We start from the raw sequence: 24808 nt of genomic DNA, 5'->3' as shown, positions 1-24808 counted from the left end.
AAGGAGGCGGAGGGCCGGGTCGGGGCGGGCGGGAGGTTCACCTATCCGAGTGGCCGTAGCCATGGGAACGGCCGGGACGGGGCGGGCCCACCGGGTGAGTCCGGGGACGGAAGTGGACGCGTCCCGGGCCCCGGACGGGCGCCCGAAAGGGGACGCCGCACGTATCCTGAAGGGCCTCCGGCGGATCTCCGACCGGGGCCAGTCCGACCACGAAAGCGGCCCGTCATGCGCGTCTATGTCCCCCTGACCCTCTCCGGTCTCGCCGAGGCGCACAGGACGGGGCGCCTGGGGACGGGGCCGCTCGTCGCGTACGCCGTCACGCCGGCGTTGCGCGAGTGGGTCGCCTCGGACGACATCGAGGAGCTGGAGTACGCCGCCCTGAGCCGGGCCGCGCTGGGCTCGCTGCGGCTGCTGGCGGCGGACGCGGAGGCCGTGCGGCGCCGGGTCGTGGTCGCGGCCGACGTGCCCGACGGAGCGGCGTCGGCCGGCCCGGACCGCGGGCCGGGCCCCGCGGTGCCGGGCGAGGTGCGGGTCGACGGTGACGTGCCGCTGGCCAAGGCGGCCGCGGTGCACGTCGACTCGGCCGACGCGGAGCCGGACGTGGCGGCCGCGGCCGGTGCCCTCGCGGCGGCGGACGGCGGGGACGGGGACGGGGACGCCCAATTCACCGTGGACGGGGCCGAGGAGCACGAGCTGCTCTGGTACGCGACGCAGGAGATCCCGAACCTGGTCGGGACCGGCGGCTGACGGGACGGCGGCTGACGGCCGCCCGCGCCCCCGCGCTCCCCGGGGGCACGTCTTGACCGTCGGTGGCGGCGGGTACGTTTTCCTGCATGGGGACGCAGACAGGGGCGCACATCGTCTGGGACTGGAACGGCACGCTGTTCCACGACAACGACGCCATCATCGGGGCGACGAACGCGGCGTTCGCCGAGCTGGGACTGACGCCGATCACGCTCGAGCAGTACCGGGCGCTGTACTGCGTGCCGGTGCCGAAGTTCTACGAGCGGCTGATGGGACGGATGCCCACGGACGCCGAGTGGGAGCTCATGGACGGGACCTTCCACCGGTACTACACCGAGCACCGGGTGGGGTGCGGGCTCACCGAGGGCGTGGCGGAGCTGCTCGCCGGGTGGCGGTCGGCGGGGCGCAGCCAGTCGATCCTCAGCATGTACGGGCACGAGGAGCTCGTCCCGCTGGTGAGGGGGCTGGGGATCGAGGCGCACTTCCTCCGCGTCGACGGGCGGACCGGGCCGTCCGGGGGCAGCAAGGCCGAGCACATGGTGCGGCATCTGGCGGCGCTGGGATCGGTGGTGGAGCCCGCTCGCACGGTGGTGATCGGGGACGCCGCGGACGACGCGGTGGCCGCGCGGCACGTGGGGGCGCGGGCGGTGCTGTACACCGGGGGGTCGCACAGCCGGGCCAGTCTGGTGGGAGCCGGGGTACCGGTGGTGGACACCCTGGGGGAGGCCGTGGCGGAGGCGGAGAGGCTGGCGGCGGCGGCGTGAGGTGACGGGGGTGTCGTGACGCCCTCGGGTGAGGGGTGCCCGGTGTGGGTGCCGGCCGGGGGCGGGTCGCGCGGCCCGGCGCCGAGGGCGCGCCGCTGCGCCCGCCCGCGCCGCCCCGGGTACCTCCCAGGCCGTTCGGGCACGGGGGTGCCCCGAGCCCGCAGCGGGGACCGGGGCGCGGCGCATCAGCCGTCGCCCTCGGCATGACTGTGCAGAATGTCCAACTTCTCGGCTCTCTTTTGTACACATGCGGCTCGTGACGGATGCCCTGTCCGGGGCGATAGCCTGGTGGCGTGATCAGCGCGATAGCTTGCGGGGGCACCGTCGCCCCTGCCCTGCGCCCGGTGAGCACGGACCACATCCGTGACCGGGCGGCCGTCGCTGGTCTTCGCGGGCGGGACGGGGCATCGAAGGTCCCCGGTACGGCGCAGCGCACTCCCCGGACGGCGGACGCGAGAGCGACGTCACACCCGGCGGACGCGTCGACATTGGCCGATATGCCCCCGCTCCTCTCTCCTTGCGGCATAGCGTCGGAACAGACCGGACACCCCGCGTCTCGACGCCACGCCGGAAGGCCGGAGACCGTACTTCCTTCTACGTCACGCAACGGCGCGCGACAGGAGCCAGAGGACAATGCAGACCAAGCTGGACGAAGCCAAGGCCGAGCTGCTCGAGAGGGCCGCGCGGGTAGCTGAGAACAGCCCGGTCGGGGGGCACCTACCGACTGGGACGACGGACGAGGGCACTCCGGACACCCCGGGGACCCCGGGGACCCCGGGCACCCCGGACTACGCGTCCGTGTTCGCGTTCCTTCGGCGCTACTACCGGCACACCGCCCCGGAGGACCTGGCCGACCGCGACCCGGTCGACGTCTTCGGAGCCGCCGTCTCGCACTACCGGCTGGCCGAGAACCGTCCGCAGGGCACCGCGAACGTGCGGGTCCACACCCCGACGGTGGAGGAGAACGGCTGGACGTGCAGCCACTCCGTCGTGGAGGTGGTCACGGACGACATGCCCTTCCTCGTCGACTCCGTGACCAACGAGCTGACCCGCCAGGGCCGCGGCATCCACGTCGTCGTCCACCCGCAGTTCGTGGTCCGCCGCGACGTCACAGGCAAGCTCGTCGAGGTCCTCCCCGGTCCGGCCGGCGACGGCCTCCCGCACGACGCGCACGTCGAGTCCTGGATCCACGTCGAGATCGACCGCGAGACCGACCGCGGCGACCTGAAGCAGATCACCGCCGACCTGCTGCGCGTCCTCAACGACGTCCGCGAGACCGTCGAGGACTGGGGCAAGATGCGCGACGCGGCCGTCCGCGTCGCGGAGGGGCTGCCGGACGAGCCCGCCCCCGGCGACCTGCGCCCGCAGGAGGTGGAGGAGGCCCGCGAGCTGCTGCGCTGGCTGGCGGACGACCACTTCACCTTCCTGGGCTACCGCGAGTACCAGCTGCGCGGTGACGACTCCCTCGCGGCCGTGGCCGGCACCGGCCTCGGCATCCTGCGCTCCGACCCGCACCACGCGACCGACGAGAGCCACCCCGTCAGCCCGTCCTTCGGACGGCTGCCCGCCGACGCCCGCGCCAAGGCCCGCGAGCACCGGCTGCTCGTGCTGACCAAGGCCAACAGCCGGTCCACCGTGCACCGGCCGTCCTACCTGGACTACATCGGCGTCAAGAAGTTCGACGAGCAGGGCAACGTCGTCGGTGAGCGGCGCTTCCTCGGCCTGTTCTCCTCCGCCGCCTACACCGAGTCCGTCCGCCGCGTGCCGGTCATCCGGCGCAAGGTGGAGGAGGTGCTGGAGCGGGCCGGCTTCTCGCCCGACAGCCACGACGGGCGGGACCTGCTGCAGATCCTGGAGACGTACCCGCGCGACGAGATGTTCCAGACCTCGGTCGAGGAGCTGGAGCCCATCGTCACGTCCGTGCTCTACCTCCAGGAGCGCCGCCGCCTCCGGCTCTACCTGCGCCAGGACGAGTACGGGCGCTACTACTCGGCCCTCGTCTACCTCCCCCGCGACCGCTACACCACCGGTGTCCGGCTGCGGATCATCGACATCCTCAAGGAGGAGCTCGGCGGCACCAGCGTCGACTTCACGGCCTGGAACACCGAGTCGATCCTGTCCCGGCTGCACTTCGTGATCCGCGTGCCGCAGGGCACCGAGCTGTCGGAGATGTCCGACGCCGACAAGGAGCGCATCGAGACCCGCCTCGTCGAGGCCGCCCGCTCCTGGGCCGACGGATTCGCCGAGACGCTCACCGCCGAGTTCGGCGAGGAGCGCTCCGCGGAACTCCTGCGCCGCTACGGGGCGGCCTTCCCCGAGGGCTACAAGGCCGACCACGGCCCGCGCTCCGCGGTCGCCGACCTCGGCCACCTGGAGCGGCTCGACCAGGACAGGACGTTCGCGCTGAGCCTGTACGAGCCGGTGGGCGCCGTGCCCGAGGAACGCCGGTTCAAGATCTTCCAGAAGGGCGGCACGATCTCCCTCTCGAAGGTGCTGCCGGTGCTCAGCCGGCTCGGCGTCGAGGTCACCGACGAGCGCCCGTACGAGCTGCGCTGCTCGGACCGCACGACCGCCTGGATCTACGACTTCGGTCTGCGCATGCCGAAGGCCGTCGCCGGCGACCACCTGGGCGACGACGCCCGCGAGCGGTTCCAGGACGCCTTCGCCGCCACCTGGACCGGCCAGGCGGAGAACGACGGCTTCAACGCCCTCGTGCTCGGCGCCGGGCTGACCTGGCGGCAGGCCGTGGTGCTGCGCGCGTACGCCAAGTACCTGCGGCAGGCGGGCTCCACCTTCAGCCAGGACTACATGGAGGACACCCTCCGCAACAACGTCCACACCACCCGCCTCCTCGTCTCCCTGTTCGAGGCGCGGATGTCGCCGGAGCGGCAGCGCGCCGGGCACGAGATCGTGGACGCCCTGCTCGAAGAGCTGGACGCGGCCCTCGACCAGGTGGCGTCGCTCGACGAGGACCGGATCCTGCGCTCCTTCCTCACCGTCATCAAGGCGACGCTGCGGACGAACTTCTTCCAGGAGGCGAGCGACGGGAAGCCGCACGCGTACGTCTCCATGAAGTTCGACCCGCAGGCCATTCCCGACCTGCCCGCGCCGCGCCCGGCGTTCGAGATCTGGGTGTACTCGCCCCGCGTAGAGGGCGTGCACCTGCGGTTCGGCAAGGTCGCGCGCGGCGGTCTGCGCTGGTCCGACCGGCGGGAGGACTTCCGCACCGAGATCCTCGGCCTGGTCAAGGCGCAGATGGTGAAGAACACCGTCATCGTGCCGGTCGGCGCCAAGGGCGGCTTCGTCGCCAAGCAGCTGCCCGACCCGAACGCCGACCGCGACGCCTGGCTCGCCGAGGGCATCGCCAGCTACCGGACGTTCATCTCCGCGCTGCTCGACATCACCGACAACATGGTGGCCGGCGAGGTCGTGCACCCGGCGGACGTCGTCCGGCACGACGAGGACGACACCTACCTCGTCGTCGCCGCCGACAAGGGCACCGCGAAGTTCTCGGACATCGCCAACGAGGTCGCCGAGGCCTACAACTTCTGGCTCGGCGACGCCTTCGCCTCCGGCGGTTCGGCCGGCTACGACCACAAGGGCATGGGCATCACCGCCCGCGGCGCCTGGGAGTCCGTCAAGCGGCACTTCCGGGAGCTGGGCGTGGACACCCAGAGACAGGACTTCACGGTCGTCGGCATCGGCGACATGTCCGGTGACGTGTTCGGCAACGGCATGCTGCTCAGCGAGCACATCCGCCTGGTCGCCGCCTTCGACCACCGGCACATCTTCCTCGACCCGACGCCGGACGCGGCCACCTCCTACGCCGAGCGCCGCCGCCTGTTCGACCTGCCGCGCTCCTCGTGGGAGGACTACGACACCGCGCTGCTCTCGGCCGGCGGCGGCGTCTTCCCGCGCACGGCCAAGTCGATCCCGGTGAACGCGCACGTCCGCGAGGCCCTCGGCATCGAGCCCGGCATCACCAAGATGACCCCGGCCGAGCTGATGAAGGCGATCCTCACGGCCCCGGTGGACCTGCTGTGGAACGGCGGCATCGGTACGTACGTCAAGGCGTCCACCGAGTCCAACGGCGACGTCGGCGACAAGGCCAACGACCCCATCCGCGTCGACGGCGGCGACCTGCGGGTCCAGGTCGTCGGCGAGGGCGGCAACCTGGGTCTGACCCAGCTGGGCCGGATCGAGTTCGCCCGCACCGGCGGCAAGATCAACACGGACGCCATCGACAACAGCGCGGGCGTGGACACCTCCGACCACGAGGTGAACATCAAGATCCTGCTCAACGGTCTCGTCAAGGAAGGCGACATGACCGTCAAGCAGCGCAACAAGCTGCTGGCGGAGATGACCGACGAGGTCGGCGCGCTGGTCCTGCGCAACAACTACGCGCAGAACACGGCGATCGCCAACGCGCTCGCCCAGTCCAACGACATGCTCAACGCCCAGCAGCGCTTCATGCGCCACCTGGTGCGCGAGGGCAGCCTGGACCGGGCCCTGGAGTTCCTGCCCACCGACCGCCAGATCCGCGAACGCCTGAACGCCGGTCAGGGCCTCACCGGCCCGGAGACCGCCGTCCTGCTGGCGTACACGAAGATCACGGTCGCCGAGGAGCTGCTGCACACCTCCCTGCCCGACGACCCGTACCTGCGCGGTCTGCTCCACGCCTACTTCCCGACGGCGCTGCGCGAGCAGTTCCCTGAGCAGGTCGACAGCCACCCGCTGCGCCGTGAGATCACGACGACCGTCCTGGTCAACGACACGGTCAACACGGGCGGCACCACGTATCTGCACCGGATGCGCGAGGAGACCGGCGCGTCGCTCGAGGAGATCGTGCGGGCGCAGACCGCGGCCCGGGCGATCTTCAGTTCCGCCCCGGTGTGGGACGCGGTGGAGGCCCTGGACACCACGGTCGACGCCGCCGTCCAGACCCGTATCCGGCTGCACTCGCGCCGCCTGGTCGAGCGCGGCACCCGCTGGCTGCTCAACAACCGGCCGCAGCCGCTGGAGCTCGCCGAGACGGTGGACTTCTTCGCCGAGCGCGTCGAGCAGGTCTGGGCGCAGCTGCCCAAGCTGCTGCGGGGCGCGGACGCGGAGTGGTACCAGCACATCTACGACGAGCTGACCGCCGCCGGGGTCCCGGACGAGCCGGCCACCCGGGTGGCCGGGTTCTCCTCGGCCTTCCCGACGCTGGACATCGTCTCGGTGGCCGACCGCATGGGCAGGGAGCCGCTGGACGTCGCGGAGGTGTACTACGACATCGCCGACCGGCTCGGGGTCACCCAGCTCATGGACCGGATCAGCGACCTGCCCCGCGCCGACCGCTGGCAGTCCATGGCCCGCGCGGCGATCCGCGAGGACCTGTACGCGGCGCACGCGGCGCTCACCGCGGACGTGCTGGCGGCGGGCAACGGCACGTCGACGCCCGAGCAGCGGTTCACGGTGTGGGAGCAGAAGAACGCGGCGATCCTCGGCCGGGCCCGCACCACGCTGGAGGAGATCAAGGGCTCCGACGCCTTCGACCTCTCCAACCTGTCGGTGGCGATGCGGACGATGCGGACGCTGCTGCGGACGCACTCGTGACGGCGTAGCCGCGCGGCAGGCGGCGCCGTGGCGTGAAGGCGCCGCAGTGGCGTGAAGGCGCCCCGGGTCCTCGGGACCCGGGGCGCCTTTTCGTGTGCCGGCCGCCTACCGGGTCGTGAACTTCTCGTACTCCTTCAGCACCTCGTCCGTCGGCCCGTCCAGGCGCAGCTCACCGCGCTCCAGCCACAGCACCCGGTCGCAGGTGTCGCGGATGGACTTGTTGCTGTGGCTGACCAGGAACACCGTGCCGGCGTGCTTGCGCAGCTCCCGGATGCGCTCCTCGGAGCGCTTCTGGAAGGAGCGGTCGCCGGTGGCCAGGGCCTCGTCGACGAGGAGGACGTCGTGGTCCTTGGCGGCGGCGATGGAGAAGCGCAGCCGGGCCGCCATGCCGGAGGAGTAGGTGCGCATCGGCAGGGTGATGAAGTCGCCCTTGTCGTTGATGCCGGAGAAGTCGACGATCTCCTGGTACCGCTCCTTGATCTGCGGGCGGGACATACCCATCGCCAGGCCGCCGAGGTACACGTTGCGCTCGCCGGTGAGGTCGTTCATCAGGGCCGCGTTGACGCCGAGCAGGGAGGGCTGGCCGTCCGTGAAGATGCGGCCGTTCTCCACCGGGAGGAGGCCGGCGACGGCCTTGAGGAGGGTGGACTTGCCGGAACCGTTGGTGCCGATGAGCCCGATCGCCTCGCCGCGGTACGCCACGAAGGACACGTTCTTCACCGCGTGCACCCGGCGCACGCCCGCGGCCTTCTCGGCGGTGCCGCGCCGCAGGATGCGGTTGAGGGCGGCGGTCGCCGAGCCCCGCCCGGCGCCGGTGCCGTTGACCCGGTAGACGATGTCGACGCCGTCGGCGACGACGGTGGGGACGCGTTCGTCCGCCTGCTGGATGGTGCCGGTGCTGTCAGCCACGACCGTACGTCTCCTCGGCCTTCCAGAAGTAGATGAAGCCGCCGATCCCGGCGGCCAGTGCCCAGGCCGCCGCGAGCGCCCACACGTGGGGCGGCAGGTGGCTGCCGTCGAAGCTGTCGATCAGCGCGAAGCGCATCAGGTCGATGTAGACGACGGCGGGGTTGAGCTGGAGCACCGTGCCGACCCAGGACGGCAGGCCGCTGTCCGGGCCGGTCATGTGGTCGATGCTGAACATGACGCCCGAGCCGTACATCCAGGTGCGCAGCAGGAACGGCATCAGCTGGGCGATGTCGGGGATCTTGGCACCCACCCGGGCCATGACCATCGACAGCCCGGTGTTGAACACGAACTGCAGCACGAGGACCGGCACCGTCAGCACCCAGGAGACGCCCGGCGGCACGCCGAAGGCGAGCAGGATGACGGCCAGGGCGGCCATCGAGAACAGCAGCTGCTGGAGCTGCTGGAGGCAGAAGGAGACCGGCAGCGCGGCCCGCGGGAAGTGCAGGGCCCGCACCAGGCCGAGGTTGCCGGAGATGGCCCGGGTGCCCGCCATCAGCGAACTCTGCGTGAACGTCCACACGAACACGCCGGTGACCAGGAACGGGACGTAGTCCTCCACGCCCTGCTTGGTGTCCATGAGAACGCCGAAGATGAAGTAGTACACCGCCGCGTTCAGCAACGGCGTCATCACCTGCCACAGCTGGCCCAGCTTCGCCTGGCTGTACTGGGCGGTCAGCTTGGCGGTGGCGAAGGCGCCGATGAAGTGCCGGCGCGCCCACAACTGCCGGACGTACGCGGGCAGGGAGGGGCGGGCGCCGCTGACCGTCAGACCGTGGCGGGCGGCGAGGTCCGCGAGGTCGTGGGGTGCGGCGGGGGTGGCCCTGGCCGGTGTCGGGGGCGGTGTGTCGAGGACCTGGCTCACATCCGCTGCTTTCGCTCGGGGGAGGGGGTGCGGCGATTCCCGGTGTTTCCCTGCGGGACGCCGGCCGTTCTTTTACGTCGGGACGGCACCGTATCGTCGTGACGTGAGCGTAGGCCCGTGTGACGTCGGAACGCAACCGTTTCGTCGTAACGCCCCTATGCTTGGCCCGTATGACCACCAACGCCGATGCCGACGCCGTCGCCGACGAGCCCCAGCCGCGTCCGCGCCGCCGGGCCCCCGCCGGGGCGGCCGTGCTGCGCGAGGACGTGACGGAGGCGATCCGGGCGGCCGTCTTCGAGGAGCTCGCGGCGGTCGGCTACGCGAGGATGTCCATCGAGGGGATCGCGCGCCGGGCCGGGGTCGGCAAGACGGCGGTGTACCGGCGCTGGCGCTCCAAGCTGCACCTGGTGCTCGACATCGTGTCGGCGCTCGCGGTGCAGGGTCTGCCCGCGCCGGACACCGGGTCGCTCGAGGAGGACCTGCGGCTGCTGTACGAGGTGACGTCCCGGGCCCTGCGGCATCCGGTGGCCTCGCAGGTCATCCCGGACCTCCAAGCGGAGGCCGCCCGCAGCCCCGAGATCGCCGAGGCGTTGCAGAAGACGCTGCGGGAGGGGCAGGACGGGGTCGCCAGCAGGATCCTGGCGGCGGCGGAGGAGCGGGGCGAGCTGCGCGCGGGGTTCGACGCGGACCTGGCGCTGGACCTGATCTCGGGGCCGCTGTACTGGCGTGCGGTGGTGGTGCGCGGCGCGAAGCCGCCGAAGGGGTACCTGGGGGCGCTGGCGCGGGCCACGGCGGAGGGCCTGAAGGCGTTGTGAGGCGCTCGCCCCTCGCGTGGCCGGCCTTGTCGTGGCGGCCCCGGCGGCACGACCGCCCGAAGTCCTAGAGGGGGTAGGTGTCCAGGGCCGTCGTGAGGCGGTCGAGACGGGTGCGGAGGTCCTGGACCTCCGCGAGCTCCAGGCCCGTCGCCGCCGCGATCCGGCGCGGCACCTCGGCGGCCCGCTCGCGCAGCGCGACACCCTCCTCCGTCAGCCGCACCCGCACCGACCGCTCGTCCTGCGCGCTGCGCTCCCGGTGGACCAGGCCGGCCGCCTCCAACCGCTTGAGCAGGGGCGACAGCGTGCCCGAGTCGAGGCGCAGGTGCTCACCGAGCTTCTTGACGGGCAGCTCGCCGTGCTCCCACAGCACCAGCATCACCAGGTACTGCGGGTAGGTGAGCCCCAGCTCCTTGAGCAGCACGCGGTACACGCCGCCGAAGGCGCGCGAGGCGGCGTTCAGGGAGAAGCAGATCTGCTGGTCGAGGCGGAGCCAGTCCGTCGCGGCGGGGGGCGGTGGCGTGGTCATGGATCCAGGGTAGCCGTGAAGGGCAACTAGTTGTGCACAACTTAATTGTGTGCTTCACTTCAGTGGTCGGAAACGCTTCAGCTCTCAGAGGGACGGGTTTTTCATGGACGCGCTCTACACCGCCGCCGCCACCGCCACGCACGGCCGTGACGGCCGCGCCGTCAGCTCCGACGGCAAGCTGGACCTCGCTCTCAGCGCCCCCGTCGAGATGGGCGGCGACGGGTCGGGCACCAACCCGGAGCAGCTCTTCGCCGCCGGGTACGCCGCCTGCTTCGGCAGCGCCCTCGGCCTCGTCGGCCGGCGGGCCAAGGTCGACGTCACCGACGCCGCGGTGACCGCCGAGGTCGGCATCGGCAAGCAGGGCGAGGGCTTCGGCCTCGCCGTCACCCTCCGCGTCGAGCTGCCCGCGGGCGTGGACGAGGAGACCGGCCGCAAGCTGGTCGAGCAGGCGCACCAGGTCTGCCCCTACTCCAACGCCACCCGCGGCAACATCCCGGTCGAGCTCGTCATCGAGTAGCCCCCGGCGTCCGGGTCATCCCCCGACCCGCGCCAGCACCTCCCCCGTGCGCTCGCTCCACGCCCTGACCACCGCCTCCTCGGGCAGCGGGTGCCAGCGCGTCAGCAGCAGCCAGCGGACGTGGTAGCGGCGCACGACGGCGGCGCGCAGGGCGCGGGTCGAGCCGGGGGCGAGGTACGCCTTCACGTCGGCCACGCGCCGCCTGCGCTCCCGCTCGTCCAGGGACGGGTCCGGCCAGGCGGGCGCCGCGAGGTTCGGCCCGTACCCGGCGATGGCGTGAGCGGCGTAGTAGCCGTCGGTGATCACGACCTCGCCCGGCCCGATGTGCCGGGCGGCCCACGCGTACGTCGGCCAGTCGGGCGGCTGCTCGAAGCCGACCGGATCCAGCGGCCGCGGCACCACCGCCCCCGCCTGGACCGTGAGGAAGCCCAGCAGGGCCCCCGCGGCCACCACCGTGCCCAGCAGCCGTCGCCACCACCCCCACGGCCGGGGAGCGGCCAGCTCGATCGCCACGGCGAACTGCAACGGCACCAGCGTGAGCCCGAGGATCCTGCCGTAGGTGTAGTGGCCGCTGAACCAGCCGAACGCCACCACCGCGCAGTCCAGCACGAACATCAGCACCAGCGGGTCCCGCGCCGAGCGCCGCCCGCGCAGCCACAGCGCCGGAAGCCCGAGCAGCGCCAGCCAGAACTCCCCGGGCAGGTCCAGGTACAGGACGCGGTGCATGCCGTCCACGCTGTCGTCACCGGCCAGCGCGAACACGTCGAAGTACGGCCAGCAGGCCGCCGACAGCAGCGCCACCGCCCCCGTCAGCGCCCACCGGCCGAGGACCGCCCCGTGCCGCCCCCGCTGCCACCCGGCCACCAGCGCCACGCCGCCCAGGGCCGCCGCCACCGCCGTGATCGGGTGGACCAGCATGATCAGCCCGTACAGGACACCCAGCCCCGCGTACCCGCCGAAGCCGTGCAGCCCGCTGGGCCCCACGTACCGCACCCGGCGCCCGTCGCGGGCGCGGGCCCCGGTCAGCGCCCAGGCCCAGAAGGTGAGGCCGATCGCGAACGCCGACGGGTAGCCGAGGTTGCCGGTCATCGACATCAGCCCCAGGTAGCCGCTCCACCAGGCCCGCTCGGTGCCCCACAGCAGCGTCATCGCGCCCAGCGCCAGCACGGGCGCCCACGGCCGCGGGCTCAGCACCCGCACGAAGCGGTTCAGCCCGGTCAGCACCACCAGCAGGTTCAGCGGCCCGGCGAGCCGCACCACCTCCCAGCCGCCCAGCCCCGCGAACCGGGCGAAGGCCCCCTGCGCCACCGCGTACGGCGAGTAGTAGGCGCTGCCCGCGCCCGGCAGGTCGGCCATCGGGTGGCGCGGACGCAGGAGGCCGGCCTTCAGGCGTTCCACCACCGCCGCGTGCTGGCCGGCGTCGCAGCACAGCGGCACCCGCCAGTACGCCAGCGACATCACCAGGAAGAACAGGAAGCCCGCGGCCTGGAAGGGGGTGGGGCGCCAGGAGCGGCCGCCGCGCAGCGCCGTCGCGCCGCGCACGGCCCCCCGGGCGAGGACGCCGGCGCTCACTGGAGAACGGGGCAGCGGGACAATCGAGGCATTTGCCGTATGTTCCCGCCGACGTCAACGGTCTGACGTCACTTCACCTCAACGGGTGAGGGCCGGGGTCAGCCGAGCGCGCGCGCCCGGTCGGCGTGTCCCTGCGCGGGCAGCGCCACCCGGTCCCGCAGCACCGGCTCCAGCAGCAGCGGAACGCCCAGCACCGGCAGCAGCCAGGCCAACACGATCAGCCGCTCGCCCCAGATGCCGATGTCCGGGTGCGCGGCCTGGGTGAGGACGCCGGTGAACGCCGCCGCGACCACGAAGACGCCGGCCGTGCGCCCCCGCCGCAGCGCGCCCCACGCCCCGGCGCCCAGGGCCGCGGCGAACAGCGGCTCCCACGCCTGCCGGCGCAGCCACTCCACCCAGAAGTTGCCCTGCAACTGCCAGAACTCCGGCCACGGATCCTCCCGGTCGGGCCGCGCGAAGTGCCCGGTGAGCAGATCCTGGACACTGTCGGACTCGGACGGGTAGTGCAGCAGCCGGGCCAGCGCCACCGTGACCAGCGCCCCGGCCAGGCCCACGGACGCGAGCGCCAGCACGTCCCGGCCCGGAGGCCGGCCCCACCGATGCCGCCGCAGGGCGGTCGCCGCGCCGGCCGCCGCCAGGCACAGCCCGAGGAACAGCGCCTGCGAGTGCTTGACGGCGAACAGCGCGAGCAGCGACCCGGCGACCAGACCGAGTCCCGCCCGCTCGCGCCCCGCCCGCAGCACCAGCGCGCAGCCCCACACCGCCGCCAGGGTCAGGGCCATCAGCAGCCCCTCGGTCATCGGGCGCATGGCGGTCGTCCCGCTCGGCAGCACGTAGTACAGGGCCTGCCCGGCCAGCGCGAGCGGCACCGGCACGGACAGCGTGCGCAGGACCAGGAAGGCGAGGACGCCGCCCGCGCACGCGATGACCACGCTCGCCGCCCACAGCCCCCAGGTCACCCCGAACGCGGTGACGAACGGCACCAGGAACACCGGGTATCCGGGCCGCGCCTCGAAGATCCGCATGAAGCGCTCCGGCATGTAGGGCACGGTGTGCCCGCCGGTCTGCCCGGCCGCCAGCCGGGGCTCCACCTGCCCCCACTCCCGCGCCCGGCAGTCCGCCACGACCCGGTCGGTCGGGTCGGGGCGGTGGAAGCGGACCACGTGCACGCTCTGGTCACGGCGGGCCACCGACGCCCGGCTCGCGCACACGTAGTCGATGGTGGCCGCCGCCGCCCCGCGCTTGCTCTCGCCGGACAGGCTCAGCGCGTACGCCAGGTAGTTCTTGGTGTCGGGCGTGTCCCGGCCGGAGACGTTCGCGAGCTGGAGCAGCGCGAACAGCGCGGCCAGCGCCAGCACCCAGGTGCGCGGCCTCACGAGGAGGTCAGCAGGTCGCGGTCGGCCGCGGGGACGGCACGGGGGGCGGGGACGGTGGCCGCCGTCGCCGGCATCGCCTCGCCCAGCATCAGCGTCCGGACGACCCGCTCGGCGGCCCGCCCGTCGTCGTACTCGCCGAACCGGGCCCGGAAGGCGGACCGCAGCCGCGTGGCCTCCTCGTCCCGCCACGCCCCCGACTCCAGCAGCCACGCCAGCTCCCGGTAGGAGCGCGCCACGTGGCCCGGTGCCTCGGCGGTGATGTCGAAGTAGGCGCCGCGGCTCGCCGCGTAGGCGCCCCAGTCGTCGGCGTGGACGACGATCGGCCGGTCCAGGAGCGCGTAGTCGAACATCAGGGCGGAGTAGTCGGTGATCAGCAGGTCGGAGGCGAGCATCACGTCCTCGACGTGCGGTTCGTCCGTCACGTCGACGACCACGCCCCGCCGGTGCAGCTCGGACAGGCCCATGCCGCGGGCGTGGCCGGTGGCGAGCGCGGGGTGCAGCCGGACCATCAGCGTGTGGTCCTCGCCGAGGTCGGCGGCGAGGCGGGCCAGGTCGATCCGGTCCACGTGCCCGCCCCGCCGGTAGTCGCGGCGGGTCGGCGCGTACAGCACCACCGTGTGGCCCTCGGGCACCCCGAGCCGCTCGCGGACCCGGCGGCCGTGCTCGGGAGAGGCGCCGACCAGGACGTCGTTGCGCGGACTGCCGGTACGCACCGACGTGAAGTGGCAGGGGTACGCCCGCTCCCACACCAGCTCCGAGTGCCGGTTGGCGACCAGGCTGTAGTCCCAGCGGTCGGCGCGGCGCAGCATCTGCGGCACGTCCAGGCCGTGCCGGGCGCCCGGCTTGCCCAGCAGGTCGGCGCCCATGTACTTGAGCGGGGTGCCCTGGTGGGTGTGGATGTGGACGCTGCCGGGGCGCTTGACCAGGGCGCCGGGCCAGTTGACGTTGTTGACGAAGTACGTGGCCCGCTCGGCCACCCGGCGGTAGGCCCCACTGCCCAGGAGCACGTGCTCCGTGCCCGGCGGCAGCAGCCGTGCGTCCTCCTCGTCGCGCACCACCCACACCCCGCGCAGGTGCGGCGCGATCTCGCGGGCCTTGCGGTAGACCGCCGCGGGGTCGCCGAGCACGCCCCGGTGGGAGAACGCCGAGTACACGGCGAGGTGCGGGTCCAGGGGACGGAGGGCGTTCACCGCGGAGCGGACCCGGCCCAGGCGCCCGGCGGCCGCGCCGCCCGCCTGCCGCGTCCGCCGCACCAGACCCCGGCCCGCCCGCCCGGACTGCCTGCGCAGCCGGTACGCCGTCCAGCTCCCCTCCAGCACCCGCAGCCCGGCCGGGGTCCGGGCGCCCTCGGGGCGGTGGACGCGGAACATCTCGGCGGTGCGGCGGAAGAACTCGGCCTTGTCGGCGGGGGGCAGCCGGTCCGGCTTGGACAGGATGTCCAGGCAGTGCTCGCCCATCTTGGCGTGCAGGAACGGCCGCCAGCCGGCCAGTTCCGGCCGGGCGTCGACGAACGCGAAGACCCGCTCGTACTGCGCGTGGATGTCGAAGTGCTTGCGGCTGGTGGTGGACAGGATGTTGCCGCTGCGCCGCTGCCGGTAGTTGAGGCAGATGCGGTCCAGCGCGGCGATCCGCCCGGCGCTGAGCATCACCGGGAACGTCCAGGGCGTGTCCTCGTAGTAGCCCGGCGGGAAGGTGAAGCCCTCCCGCTCGGTGAAGTCGCGCCGGTAGACCTTGTTCCACACCACCATCAGCAGGTCGAGGATCTCCGGGTGCTCGGCGGCCGTGAAGGTGCCGCCGCCGGCCTCCGCGAGGACCCGGGCGAGGGCGTTGCGGCGGGTGCCGCCCCACCAGTAGGTGCGCGCGTAGTCGAAGACCAGGACGTCCGGGTCGTCCGTCTCCGCGAGCCGGTCGGCCACCGCCCGCAGGGCCCCCGGGGTGAGGGTGTCGTCGCTGTCCAGGAAGAACAGGTAGTCGCCGGTGGCGTGCGGCATCCCCGCGTTGCGGGCGCGGCCGAGGCCGACGTTCTCCTCCAGGTGCAGCACGCGCAGCCGGTCGTCGCGGGCCGCGTACTCGTCGAGGATCGCGCCGCAGCCGTCCGGCGAGCAGTCGTTCACGGCGATGACCTCGAGGTCCCGGTAGGACTGGTCCAGGACCGAGTCGAGGCACTCGCGAAGGAAGCCCTGCACCTTGAAGCAGGGGATGATGACGCTGAAGCGGGACACGGCGGGGTCAGCTCCTTACGAGGGGGGCGGCGGCGGGGGCCGGGACGCGCTGCGCGAGCGGGGTCACGGGCGCGATCGCCTCCGGCGGCTCTCCGAGCAGCACCCGGCGCACTACGCGCTCGGCGGCCCGGCCGTCGTCGAACTCGCAGAACCGCTCCCGGAACGCCGCCCGCAGCGCCGCCGACCCGGCGTCCGCGTACGAGCCGTCGCGGAAGACGCGGGCCAGCTCCTCGGGCGTGTGCACCACCGGACCGGGCGGCGCCGCGGTCAGGTCGAAGTAGACGCCTCGGGTCTCCCGGTAGACGTCCCAGTCGTCGGCGTACACGACGATCGGCCGGTCGAGGTTGGCGTAGTCGAACATGATCGACGAGTAGTCGGTGACCAGCGCGTCGGCGGCCAGGCACACGTCCTCGGAGGAGCGGTGCCCGGTGACGTCGATGATCCGGCCGCGGCCCTCCCGCCGGCCGCCCCGGTCGTAGAAGTAGTGGGCGCGCAGCAGCACCACCACGTCCTCGCCGGCCGCCTCGCAGAACGCCTCCAGGTCCAGGCCGCCCGCGCCGAACCCGCTCTCGTGGTCGCGGTGCGTGGGCGCGTACAGGACGGCCGTGCTCCCCTCCGGCACGCCCAGCTCGCGCCGGACGCGGGCGACGTCGTCGGCGGTCGCCGTGTAGAAGACGTCGTTGCGCGGATAGCCGTACTCCAGGTGCTCGTACGAGCCCGGGAAGGCGCGCTCCCACATCTGGGTGGAGTGGCGGTTGGAGGAGAGGTTGTAGTCCCACCGGTCCACGCGGCCCAGCAGTTTGGCGAAGCTGCCGCTGGCCGCCGCCACGACCGGGTACGTCGACTGGTCCACGCCCATCGTCTTCAGCGGGGTGCCGTGCTGGGTCTGCACGTGCACGCTGCCGGGGCGCTTGACGACGCCCTCGGCGAAGTTGGCGTTGTTCACCAGGTACGTGGCGCCGGCCAGCACCTCCCAGTAGCGCCGGCTGCCGATGACGGCGTGCTCGACGCCCTTCGGCACGGTGTGCGCCTGGTCGGGCTCGACCAGGAACACACCGCGCAGGTGCGGGGCGAGTTCGCGGGCCTTGGCGTGGATCGCGGCCGGGTTGCAGGCGTAGCCGCGGCCCCAGTACGCGCAGTACACGACGAGGTTCGGGTCCAGCGGGCGGCGCAGCCGGCGCCGGTACCGCAGGCGGGTGCGCAGCCCGTGCGGACGGGGCAGGCGGCCGAGGATCCCGGACGCCGCCCGGTTGACGCCCCGCAGGGCGCGGAACGCGGTGTACGCCCCGGACGCCAGCAGCCGGTGCTGCGCGCCGAGCCGGCCACCCGGCGCCCGGAAGCCGGCGGGACGGTGACGCCGGTACAGGCGGCCCGCCCGGCGGAAGAAGGCGCGGCGCCCCCGCGTCAGCCGCCTCGGGTGGGCCGCCGTCTTCAGGATCAGGGCGAAGAGCTGCTCGAACAGCGGCCCGCGCCGCTCGGCCGGCAGTCCCCGTCCCGCGGCGTACGCGAGCGCCAGCTCGGCCTGGTCCAGCAGCTCGGCGTGGTGCTCGCCGGGCTGGTTCAGCCGGCTGCCCTGGCGCCGCACCAGGTGCCGTACGACGACGGAGCGCAGCACCGTCATGCGGTCTGCGTCCGCGGCGGCACGGGTGGCGAAGCCGATGTCCGTGTAGTGCCCGGCGGGGAACTCCAGCCGCCGTTCGGCGAGGAAGGCGCGGCGGTAGACGGCGCTCCACGCGGGCAGTTGCACGCCGGTCAGGTGCGGGGCGAGGCCGGGGGCGAAGGCCCCGTCCGGCGCCTTCGCCAGCAGCGGGGCGGCCGGGTTGGCCGGCTCACCCTCCCACCAGGGGACGCGCTCGTGCTCGAAGTACAACACGTCGACGCGGGTGCCGCCGCCGGTCTCGGCCAGCCGCGCGTCCAGCGCCGCCAGCGCGCCCGGCACCAGGACGTCGTCGCCGTCGAGGAACAGCAGATAGGCGCCGGTCGCCGCCCGCGCCCCGGTGTTGCGCGCTCCGGCCGGGCCCGCCGACGGCGGCGAGTGCACGGGAGCCACCCGGGAGTCCCGAGCGGCCCGGTCGGCGGCGATGTCCGCCGCGGCGCAGTCGGGGGTGTCGCAGACGGGGATCAGCTCGAAGTCGCCGAAGGACTGGGCGAGGACCGAGTCCAGCGCCTGGGACAGCCGCCCTGCGACCCCATGGGACGGGACGATGATGCTGAAGCGGGGCATACTGCTCTTTCTCTCGTTGTCCTGGTCCGGCGGGAGGCCTCCGCCGCTCGGGCCGCCCGGCGGGCCGGCCGTCCGGCCGGCCGCCAGGTGGGCGGCCGGCTGGGAGCGGGCCGTGACGGGCTGCGGGGCATGCGAACTCCCACTGGACAAACGGCGGTCAGAGGCTGTCGGTGACGGTGCGCGGCCCGGCGGGTTGCGGCACGGTGGCGAGCGGGGGCCGGGAGAGGGCCGCAGCGGCGGACGGGGCGGGGCGCCGTTCGGCGAGCGGTACGACCGGCGGGAGGTCCGCCTCCCCCAGTACGACGCGGCGTACGACGCGCTCGGCGACGCGGCCGTCGTCGTGCGGGCAGAACCGCTCCCGGAAGGCGGCCCTGAGCTGGGCGGACCGGGGGCCGCACCAGTCGCCGCCGGAGAAGACGCCGATCAGCTCGTCCTCGTCGCGCGCCATCGCGCCCGGCGGGCAGGAACGCAGGTCGACGTAGGTGCCGCAGGCCGCCTCGAAGGCCTCCCGCTCGTCGGTGTGGACCACGATCGGCCGGTCCAGGCCCGCGTAGTCGAACATCAGTGCCGAGTAGTCGGTGACGAGCGCGTCCGAGGCGAGGCACAGCGCCTCCACGCTCGGGTGGCCGGTGACGTCGACGATCCGGTCGTGGCGCGCGGTGGTGAGCGGGCCGCCGTGCCGGGGGTGCGCGCGGGCCAGCACCATGTAGCGGGGGCCGAGACGGGTGACGAGGCGCTCCAGGTCGAGGCCCGCGCGCTGGGTGCGGCGGTAGTCGCGGTACGCGGGCGCGTACAGGAGCGCGACGGTGCCCTCCCGGATGCCGAGCGTCTCGCGCAGCCGGGCCACGTCCGCCGCCGTCGCCCGCTGGAGCACGTCGCTGCGCGGCTGGCCGAACTCCAGCGTGGCGTAGCGGCCCGGGAAGACGCGCTCCCAGGTCAGGGTGGAGTGGCGGTTCGGCGAGACCAGGTGGTCCCAGGAGTCCACGTCGTCCAGGAGCCGGCCGAAGTCGGTGCCGCGGGCGACGGCCGGGTGCTCCCGGAGGTCGAGGCCGGTGTGCTTGAGGGGTGTTCCGGCGGGCGTCCGGACCAGTACCTGGCCCCGGCGCTTCACCAGGCCCGCGTCGAGACCGGTGTGGTGCACCAGGTACCGGGAGCGGGCCAGCGCCGTCCAGTACGCGGCCGTGTCCGGGGCCAGCCGGCGGGTGCCGGGCGGGACCGTGTGGTGGTGCGCGGGGTCGGCGGCCCACGCGGTGCGGACGTGCGGCGCGAAGGTGCGGAACGCCTCCTCCAGCGCGCCCGGGTTGCCGCCGTACCCCCGGCCGCCGGCGTCGGCGAAGAGGGCCCGGTCGGCCCGCAGGGGGAGCCGGCGCTGGACCCGGTAGTGCAGCCGCAGGGCGGCGGTGCGTGTCCTCCCCAGCAGCTTGGCGCAGCCCTTCAGCGTCCGGCGGCGCAGCGCGGACACCAGCCTGAGGGCCTCGTAGGTGCGGCGCAGGCCCAGGCGGAGCAGGCCGTGACGCAGCCGGACGACCGGCGGGACGGGGGTGCCGGGGACGCGGTAGCGGCGGCAGTGGACGCCGGCCCGGCGCAGGAACTCCGCGCGCACGGAGCGCGGCAGGCGGCCGGGGGTGAGCACCGTCGTCAGGTGGTCGGCCATGCGGCGGAACAGCACCGGCCGCCAGCGGGCCAGCTCCGGGTCGGACTCGACGTAGGCGAAGACCCGGTCGTACTGGGCGAAGACGTCGAGGTGGCGTTCGCCCGGGGTGCCGCCCCGCCGGCGCTGCCGGTGGTGGACGCAGACCCGGTCCAGGGTGGCGAGGGACTGCGCGGCCATCAGCAGCGGGTACGACCACGGGGTGTGCTCGTGGCCGCCGGGCGGGAAGACGATGCCCTCGCGCTCGGCGAACTCCCGCCGCACGGCCTTGTTCCAGGCCACCGCCGGCAGCGCCAGCAGCCCCGGCCGGCCGGTCAGCCGGAACGGCGCCGGGCCCTGCTCGGTGAGGTGCGCCGCGGCCCGGTCGGGAACCGTCTCGCCGGTCCGGTACGCGCGGGCGTGGCCGTAGACCACGACGTCCGGCTCCCCGGTCTCCTTGATCCGGTCGGCGACGCCGCGCAGCGCGTCCGGGGCGAGGGTGTCGTCGCCGTCGAGGAAGACCAGGTAGTCGCCGGCCGCCCGCTCCATCCCGGCGTTGCGGGCCGGGCCCGGGCCCTCGGTGCGGGGCAGGTGCACGGGCCGCACCCGGGCGTCGCGCTCCGCGCACTCGTCGGCGATCTCGCCGCAGGCGTCCGGCGAGCAGTCGTCGACCACGACGAGCTCGAGATCCGGGTACGACTGGGACAGCACCGAGGCCAGGCACTCGTGCAGATACGCCTGGACCTGGTACGCGGGGACGATGACACTGAACCGGGGCACGGGGACATCCATGGGTCGGCACGGGCGCTCGGCCCGGCAACGGCCGGCGGGGCGACTTGGTTACGGCCGCCGGGGCATTCGGGGGACCCCGCGCACGCGAAGGAGGGGGCGGACCGTTTCCGGCCCGCCCCCTCCAAGGGTGATGCGACGGCGGCTACTTGACGGCGCCCGCCATGACGCCGGAGACGAACTGCCGCTGGAACGCGAAGAACACGGCCAGCGGGATCACCATGGAGATGAAGGCGCCGGGCGCCAGCACGTCGATGTTGTTGCCGAACTGCCGTACCTGCGTCTGGAGGGCGACCGTGATCGGCTGGCTCCCGGAGTCCGAGAAGATCAGCGCGACCAGCATGTCGTTCCACACCCACAGGAACTGGAAGATGCCGAGGCTCGCGATCGCGGGCCCGCCGAGCGGCATCACGACCCGTGCGAACAGCCGCAGTTCACCCGCTCCGTCGAGCCGGGCGGCCTCCAGCAGCTCCCTCGGGATCTCCGCGAAGAAGTTCCGCAGGAGGAACACCGCGAACGGCAGCCCGAAGCCGACGTGGAACAGGATCACACCCACGATCGAACCGAACAGGCCGATCTTGCCGAAGAGTTCGGCGATCGGGATCAGCGCCACCTGCACGGGGACGACCAGCAGCCCGACCACGGCCAGGAACCACCAGTCGCGGCCGGGGAAGTCCATCCACGCGAAGGCGTATCCCGCGAGCGAGCCGATCACGACGACCAGCACCGTCGCCGGGACCGTGATCAGCACGGTGTTGACCAGGGAGGAGGTGATGTCGCCGTTCTTCAGCAGCTCCTCGTAGCTCTGGAAGGTGAGCTGCGAGGGCTCGGTGAAGACCTTCCACCAGCCACTGGCCGCCATGTCCTTCGGGGTGCGCAGCGAGGACAGCAGCAGTCCGATCGTCGGGACGAGCCAGAACAGGCCCACGACGATCAGGAACACCCGGACGAAACCGCCGCTCACGCCCTCGGCGAGCCGCGCACCCAGCGACGGCCTCGCCTTCACCGCGGTCCCGGACGGCTCGGCGGCCGTCTCGGTGAGAGAACCCGCGTCCGCGGTCATCGCCGCACCTCCCGCCGCAGCCGCCGTACGTTGAACCACATCACCGGGATGACCAGGAGCAGCAGGAACACCGCGATGGCGCTCGCGATGCCCGGCTGGTCCGAGGCGAAGCCCTTCCGGTACAGCTCCAGGGCGAGGACGTTCGCGTCGTCCTGGGAGGAGCCGGGCGCGATGATGAAGACCAGGTCGAAGACCTTCAGCACGTTGATCATCAGGGTGACGGCCACGACCGCGAGGACCGGCGCCAGGAGCGGCACCGTGACCCGCCGGAAGACCTGCCACTCGTTGGCGCCGTCCACCCGGGCGGCCTCCAGCAGCTCCCGGGGGACGCCCGCCAGCCCGGCCGCGATCAGCACCATCGCGAAGCCCGCCCACATCCACACGTACGACCCGATGATGGCCGGGGTGACGAGCGAGGGGCCGAGCCAGTCCAGGCCGTTGTAGGCCTCCTTGAAGTTGTCGGCGGGCAGCCTGAGCAGCGCCCCGTCGGCCGCGGCGGGCAGCGTGAACGTGCCGTCGCCGGCGGCCTTCGTCGACGCGACGACCTTGCCGTCCTTGACGGCCTCGATCTTCATCCCGGCGTAGCCCAGCTCGGCGGCGTCGACGCCGTTCAGCTTGCCGACGCCCTTGCCGCGGGTGAAGTCCTGCCAGGTGGTGCCGTTGATCTTCCCGTCCTCGGGCCGGGCGGGCACGGCCTTCTCCGCACCGTCCGGCATCTGGTCGGGGGCGACACCGACGAGCGGGAGCGTGACGACCTGCCCGGCGCCGACCGGCTCCTTGGTGACGAACGCGCCCCCGCCGGCCGGTTCCAGCGGCGACTCGCGGCCCGGGTGCGCCTTCGGGAACGCCGACGACTCGGCGAAGGTGTCGTGCACCCCCACCCACACCGCGTTCGCGACGCCCTTCTCCGGCGCCTGGTCGTACACCAGGCGGAAGATGATCCCGGCGGCCAGCATCGAGATCGCCATCGGCATGAAGACGACCAGCTTGAACGCCGTGCCCCAGCGCACCCGTTCGGTCAGCACCGCGAAGACCAGGCCGAGCGCGGTGGCGACCGTGGGCGCGAACACCATCCAGATGATGTTGTTCTTCAGGGCCGTGCGGATGCCGTCGTCGGTGAACAGCGCCTGGTAGTTGTCGAATCCGGCGAAGGAGTCGCCGGACTGGTCGTAGAAGCTGCGGACCAGCGAGTACCCGATCGGGTACACCACGAGCGCGCCGAGCAGCAGCAGGGCGGGCAGCAGGAACAGGGCCGCCACGGTCCGGCGGGTGCCGGTCACGCTCTTGCGCGACTTGGGAGCGGCAGGGGCCGGCGAGGCCCCTGCCGCGGTGGCCGACGCCATCCGTCAGCCTCCGTAGGCGGCGGCCGCGTCCGCCTCCAGCTTCGCCTGCGCTCCCGCGACGTCCTTCGGGTTCTTCAGGAAGTCCTGGAGCGCCTTCCACTCGCCCTTGCCGGGCGTGCCGCCGAAGGCCTGCGGGGCCTGGTCCGACATGTCGAAGCGGAAGTCGTCGCCGGCCGCGATCAGCGCGTCGGCCATCTTCTTCTGCACCTCGTTCGGGTACGCGTCGGTGTCGATGGCCTTGTTCGGCGACAGGAAGCCGCCCAGCTTCGCCTGGATCGCCCCCGCGTCCGGGGAGGCCAGGAAGGTGGCCAGGGCCTGCGCCGCCTTCGAGTCCTTCAGGATCACCGCCGCGTCGCCGCCCGAGACCACCGGCGCGGTGTCGCCGACGGCCGGGAACGGGAACACCTTCGCGTCCGTACCGACCTTCGCGTCCGTCTCGCCGATGTTGACCTGCACGAAGTCGCCCTCGTAGACCATGCCCGCCTTGGGCTGGTCGCCGCCGGTGAAGGTCTGCGTCACCGAGGCCGGGAACTCCGTCTGCAGCGCGCCGGACGCGCCGCCCGCGACGTAGTCCTTCTTGCCCCAGATCTGGGCGAGCGTGGTCAGGGCCTGCTTGACGGACGGGTCCGTCCACTTGATCTCGTGCTTGGCGAGCTGGTCGTACTTCTCCGGGCCGGCCTGCGAGAGGTACACGTTCTCGAACCAGTCGGTGAGCGTCCAGCCGTCCGCGCCGCCCACGGAGAACGGCGTGACACCCGAGTCGTAGATCGTCTGCGCGGTGGTCAGCAGCTCGTCCCAGCTCTTGGGCTCGGAGGCGCCCGCGTTCTCGAAGACCTGCGCGTTGTACCAGATCAGGGACTTGTTGGCGGCCTTGTAGTAGACGCCGTACTGCTTGCCGCCGACCTTGCCGATGTCCTGCCAGCCCTGCGAGTAGTTCTTCGTCAGCTCCTTGGTGGCCTCCGCGCCCAGCGGCTTGGCCCAGCCCTTGTCGACCGCCTGCTTGATGGCGCCGGGCTGCGGGAGCATCGCCACGTCCGGCGGGGCGCCGCCGGCGATCTTCGACCCGAGGAAGTTGATGATCGGGTCCTGCGCCGGTACGAAGGTCACCTTCGCGCCGGTGCGCTTCTCGAACTCGGCGAGGACCTTCTTGAAGTTCTCCTGCTCGGCGCCGGTCCAGACGGCGGCGACCTCCAGGCTCTCGCCGTCGAGCTTGGGGAGGGTCAGCGTGGCGGGCTTCTCGCCGCCGCTGCCCTGGCTCGCCTTGTCGCCGCTGTCCTTGTCGTCGTCACCGCTGCACGCGGTGAGCGAGAGCGCGAGGGCGCCCGCGGCGAGCACGGCGGCGGCCCTGGCCGTCCTCCTCCCCGCCCGGCCCGTGACCGTCCCCGCGGTTTTGCGTGTCCTCATGGTGCTGATCGTGCGCATCACTGCCCCGTTCTTCGTGCCTCGTCGAACGTCCGGCGCTGTCCGTGCGCTCTGGTGTACGCCAGGGGGGTGAGGGCGGCAAGAGCGCGTCCGCGGGGTAACCGAAGATCGTAATCGCCTCGTGACTCGCCCCCCGCGTCCCGCGGCCGGGCCCGCCGCCTGCGGCGGTATGCCTCCCCAGTGCCGGGACCCGTCCGGGAGGCGACGCGGGGGGCGGCAGAGACGGGCGGTGGGGTCCTCCCGCCCTGGGGCCAACCGCGAGAGCGGCGACGGCACCCCGAGGCGTCCCGTGTCACAGCGGCGACGGCACCCCGCGATGCCGGGCCGTGCGGTCGGGGCCCCGCGCGGCAGTGCCGGACCGGCGGCGACGCCCCG

At 73.1% G+C, this 24808-nt stretch carries 16 protein-coding genes; 5 read left to right on the top strand and 11 right to left on the bottom strand.

All coding sequences use genetic code 11. The features are described 5' to 3' along the window. Positions 1 to 225: 225 nt before the first annotated feature. From AC0VYN_RS31410 to AC0VYN_RS31400, 3 genes are all read left to right on the top strand, one after another. Complete coding sequence (locus tag AC0VYN_RS31410; protein WP_475533702.1) at positions 226 to 747, top strand: DUF6912 family protein; 522 nt, start codon at positions 226 to 228, stop codon at positions 745 to 747. An 86-nt stretch (positions 748 to 833) separates the two neighbouring features. After that, positions 834 to 1508 (top strand): HAD family hydrolase, encoded by a 675-nt coding sequence (locus tag AC0VYN_RS31405; protein ID WP_475533701.1) that lies wholly within the window; start codon positions 834 to 836, stop codon positions 1506 to 1508. A gap of 633 nt (positions 1509 to 2141) precedes the next feature. Next, complete coding sequence (locus tag AC0VYN_RS31400) at positions 2142 to 7103, top strand: NAD-glutamate dehydrogenase (protein ID WP_475533700.1); 4962 nt, start codon at positions 2142 to 2144, stop codon at positions 7101 to 7103. Between the two features lie 105 nt (positions 7104 to 7208). On the opposite strand, the gene AC0VYN_RS31395 is transcribed toward AC0VYN_RS31400, so the two are convergent. Both AC0VYN_RS31395 and AC0VYN_RS31390 read right to left on the bottom strand, forming a co-directional pair. Continuing rightward, entirely contained in the window at positions 7209 to 8012 is an 804-nt protein-coding gene (locus AC0VYN_RS31395; RefSeq protein ID WP_385469142.1) for an ABC transporter ATP-binding protein, read from the bottom strand. Further along, on the bottom strand, positions 8005 to 8934 hold the full coding sequence (locus tag AC0VYN_RS31390; RefSeq protein ID WP_475533699.1) for an ABC transporter permease: 930 nt from the start codon (positions 8932 to 8934) through the stop codon (positions 8005 to 8007). Before AC0VYN_RS31390 ends, AC0VYN_RS31395 begins: the two co-directional genes overlap by 8 nt. A 170-nt stretch (positions 8935 to 9104) precedes the next feature. Here AC0VYN_RS31390 and AC0VYN_RS31385 point away from each other — a divergent pair, with 170 nt between their 5' ends. Next, a complete protein-coding gene (locus AC0VYN_RS31385; protein ID WP_475533698.1) occupies positions 9105 to 9749 on the top strand; it encodes a TetR/AcrR family transcriptional regulator in 645 nt (214 codons plus the stop codon). 64 nt (positions 9750 to 9813) lie between these two features. Here AC0VYN_RS31385 and AC0VYN_RS31380 read toward each other — a convergent pair whose 3' ends face one another. Next, positions 9814 to 10275, bottom strand: coding sequence for a MarR family winged helix-turn-helix transcriptional regulator (locus tag AC0VYN_RS31380; protein ID WP_385469151.1), 462 nt, complete (start codon positions 10273 to 10275; stop codon positions 9814 to 9816). Between the two features lie 103 nt (positions 10276 to 10378). Between AC0VYN_RS31380 and AC0VYN_RS31375 the strand changes: the two genes are divergently transcribed. Next, entirely contained in the window at positions 10379 to 10792 is a 414-nt protein-coding gene (locus tag AC0VYN_RS31375) for an organic hydroperoxide resistance protein (protein ID WP_475533697.1), read from the top strand. A gap of 15 nt (positions 10793 to 10807) precedes the next feature. On the opposite strand, the gene AC0VYN_RS31370 is transcribed toward AC0VYN_RS31375, so the two are convergent. The 8 genes from AC0VYN_RS31370 to AC0VYN_RS31335 form a co-directional block, all read right to left on the bottom strand. Then, positions 10808 to 12364: a hypothetical protein gene (locus tag AC0VYN_RS31370; RefSeq protein ID WP_475533696.1), complete on the bottom strand. Its 1557-nt coding sequence runs from the start codon at positions 12362 to 12364 to the stop codon at positions 10808 to 10810. Between the two features lie 98 nt (positions 12365 to 12462). Next, complete coding sequence (locus AC0VYN_RS31365) at positions 12463 to 13740, bottom strand: hypothetical protein (RefSeq protein ID WP_475533695.1); 1278 nt, start codon at positions 13738 to 13740, stop codon at positions 12463 to 12465. Next, positions 13737 to 15962: a bifunctional glycosyltransferase/CDP-glycerol:glycerophosphate glycerophosphotransferase gene (locus tag AC0VYN_RS31360; protein ID WP_475533694.1), complete on the bottom strand. Its 2226-nt coding sequence runs from the start codon at positions 15960 to 15962 to the stop codon at positions 13737 to 13739. Before AC0VYN_RS31360 ends, AC0VYN_RS31365 begins: the two co-directional genes overlap by 4 nt. Before the next feature lie 7 nt (positions 15963 to 15969). After that, positions 15970 to 18186 (bottom strand): CDP-glycerol glycerophosphotransferase family protein, encoded by a 2217-nt coding sequence (locus AC0VYN_RS31355; protein WP_475533693.1) that lies wholly within the window; start codon positions 18184 to 18186, stop codon positions 15970 to 15972. Positions 18187 to 18343: 157 nt separating this feature from the next. Continuing rightward, positions 18344 to 20596 (bottom strand): bifunctional glycosyltransferase/CDP-glycerol:glycerophosphate glycerophosphotransferase, encoded by a 2253-nt coding sequence (locus tag AC0VYN_RS31350; protein ID WP_475533692.1) that lies wholly within the window; start codon positions 20594 to 20596, stop codon positions 18344 to 18346. A gap of 154 nt (positions 20597 to 20750) precedes the next feature. Continuing rightward, positions 20751 to 21668, bottom strand: coding sequence for a carbohydrate ABC transporter permease (locus AC0VYN_RS31345; protein WP_451688261.1), 918 nt, complete (start codon positions 21666 to 21668; stop codon positions 20751 to 20753). Continuing rightward, positions 21665 to 23011: a carbohydrate ABC transporter permease gene (locus tag AC0VYN_RS31340; RefSeq protein WP_475533691.1), complete on the bottom strand. Its 1347-nt coding sequence runs from the start codon at positions 23009 to 23011 to the stop codon at positions 21665 to 21667. The genes AC0VYN_RS31345 and AC0VYN_RS31340 overlap by 4 nt, the downstream gene beginning before the upstream one ends. Positions 23012 to 23014: 3 nt before the next feature. Then, entirely contained in the window at positions 23015 to 24415 is a 1401-nt protein-coding gene (locus AC0VYN_RS31335) for an ABC transporter substrate-binding protein (protein WP_475533690.1), read from the bottom strand. Positions 24416 to 24808: the final 393 nt, after the last annotated feature.

Source organism: Streptomyces sp. 63XJN7_1_ISO-PGPR-S23-121 (assembly GCF_056173025.1).
The sequence above is the reverse complement of the archived record's forward strand: the minus strand, read 5'-3'. Positions and strand labels throughout refer to the sequence as shown.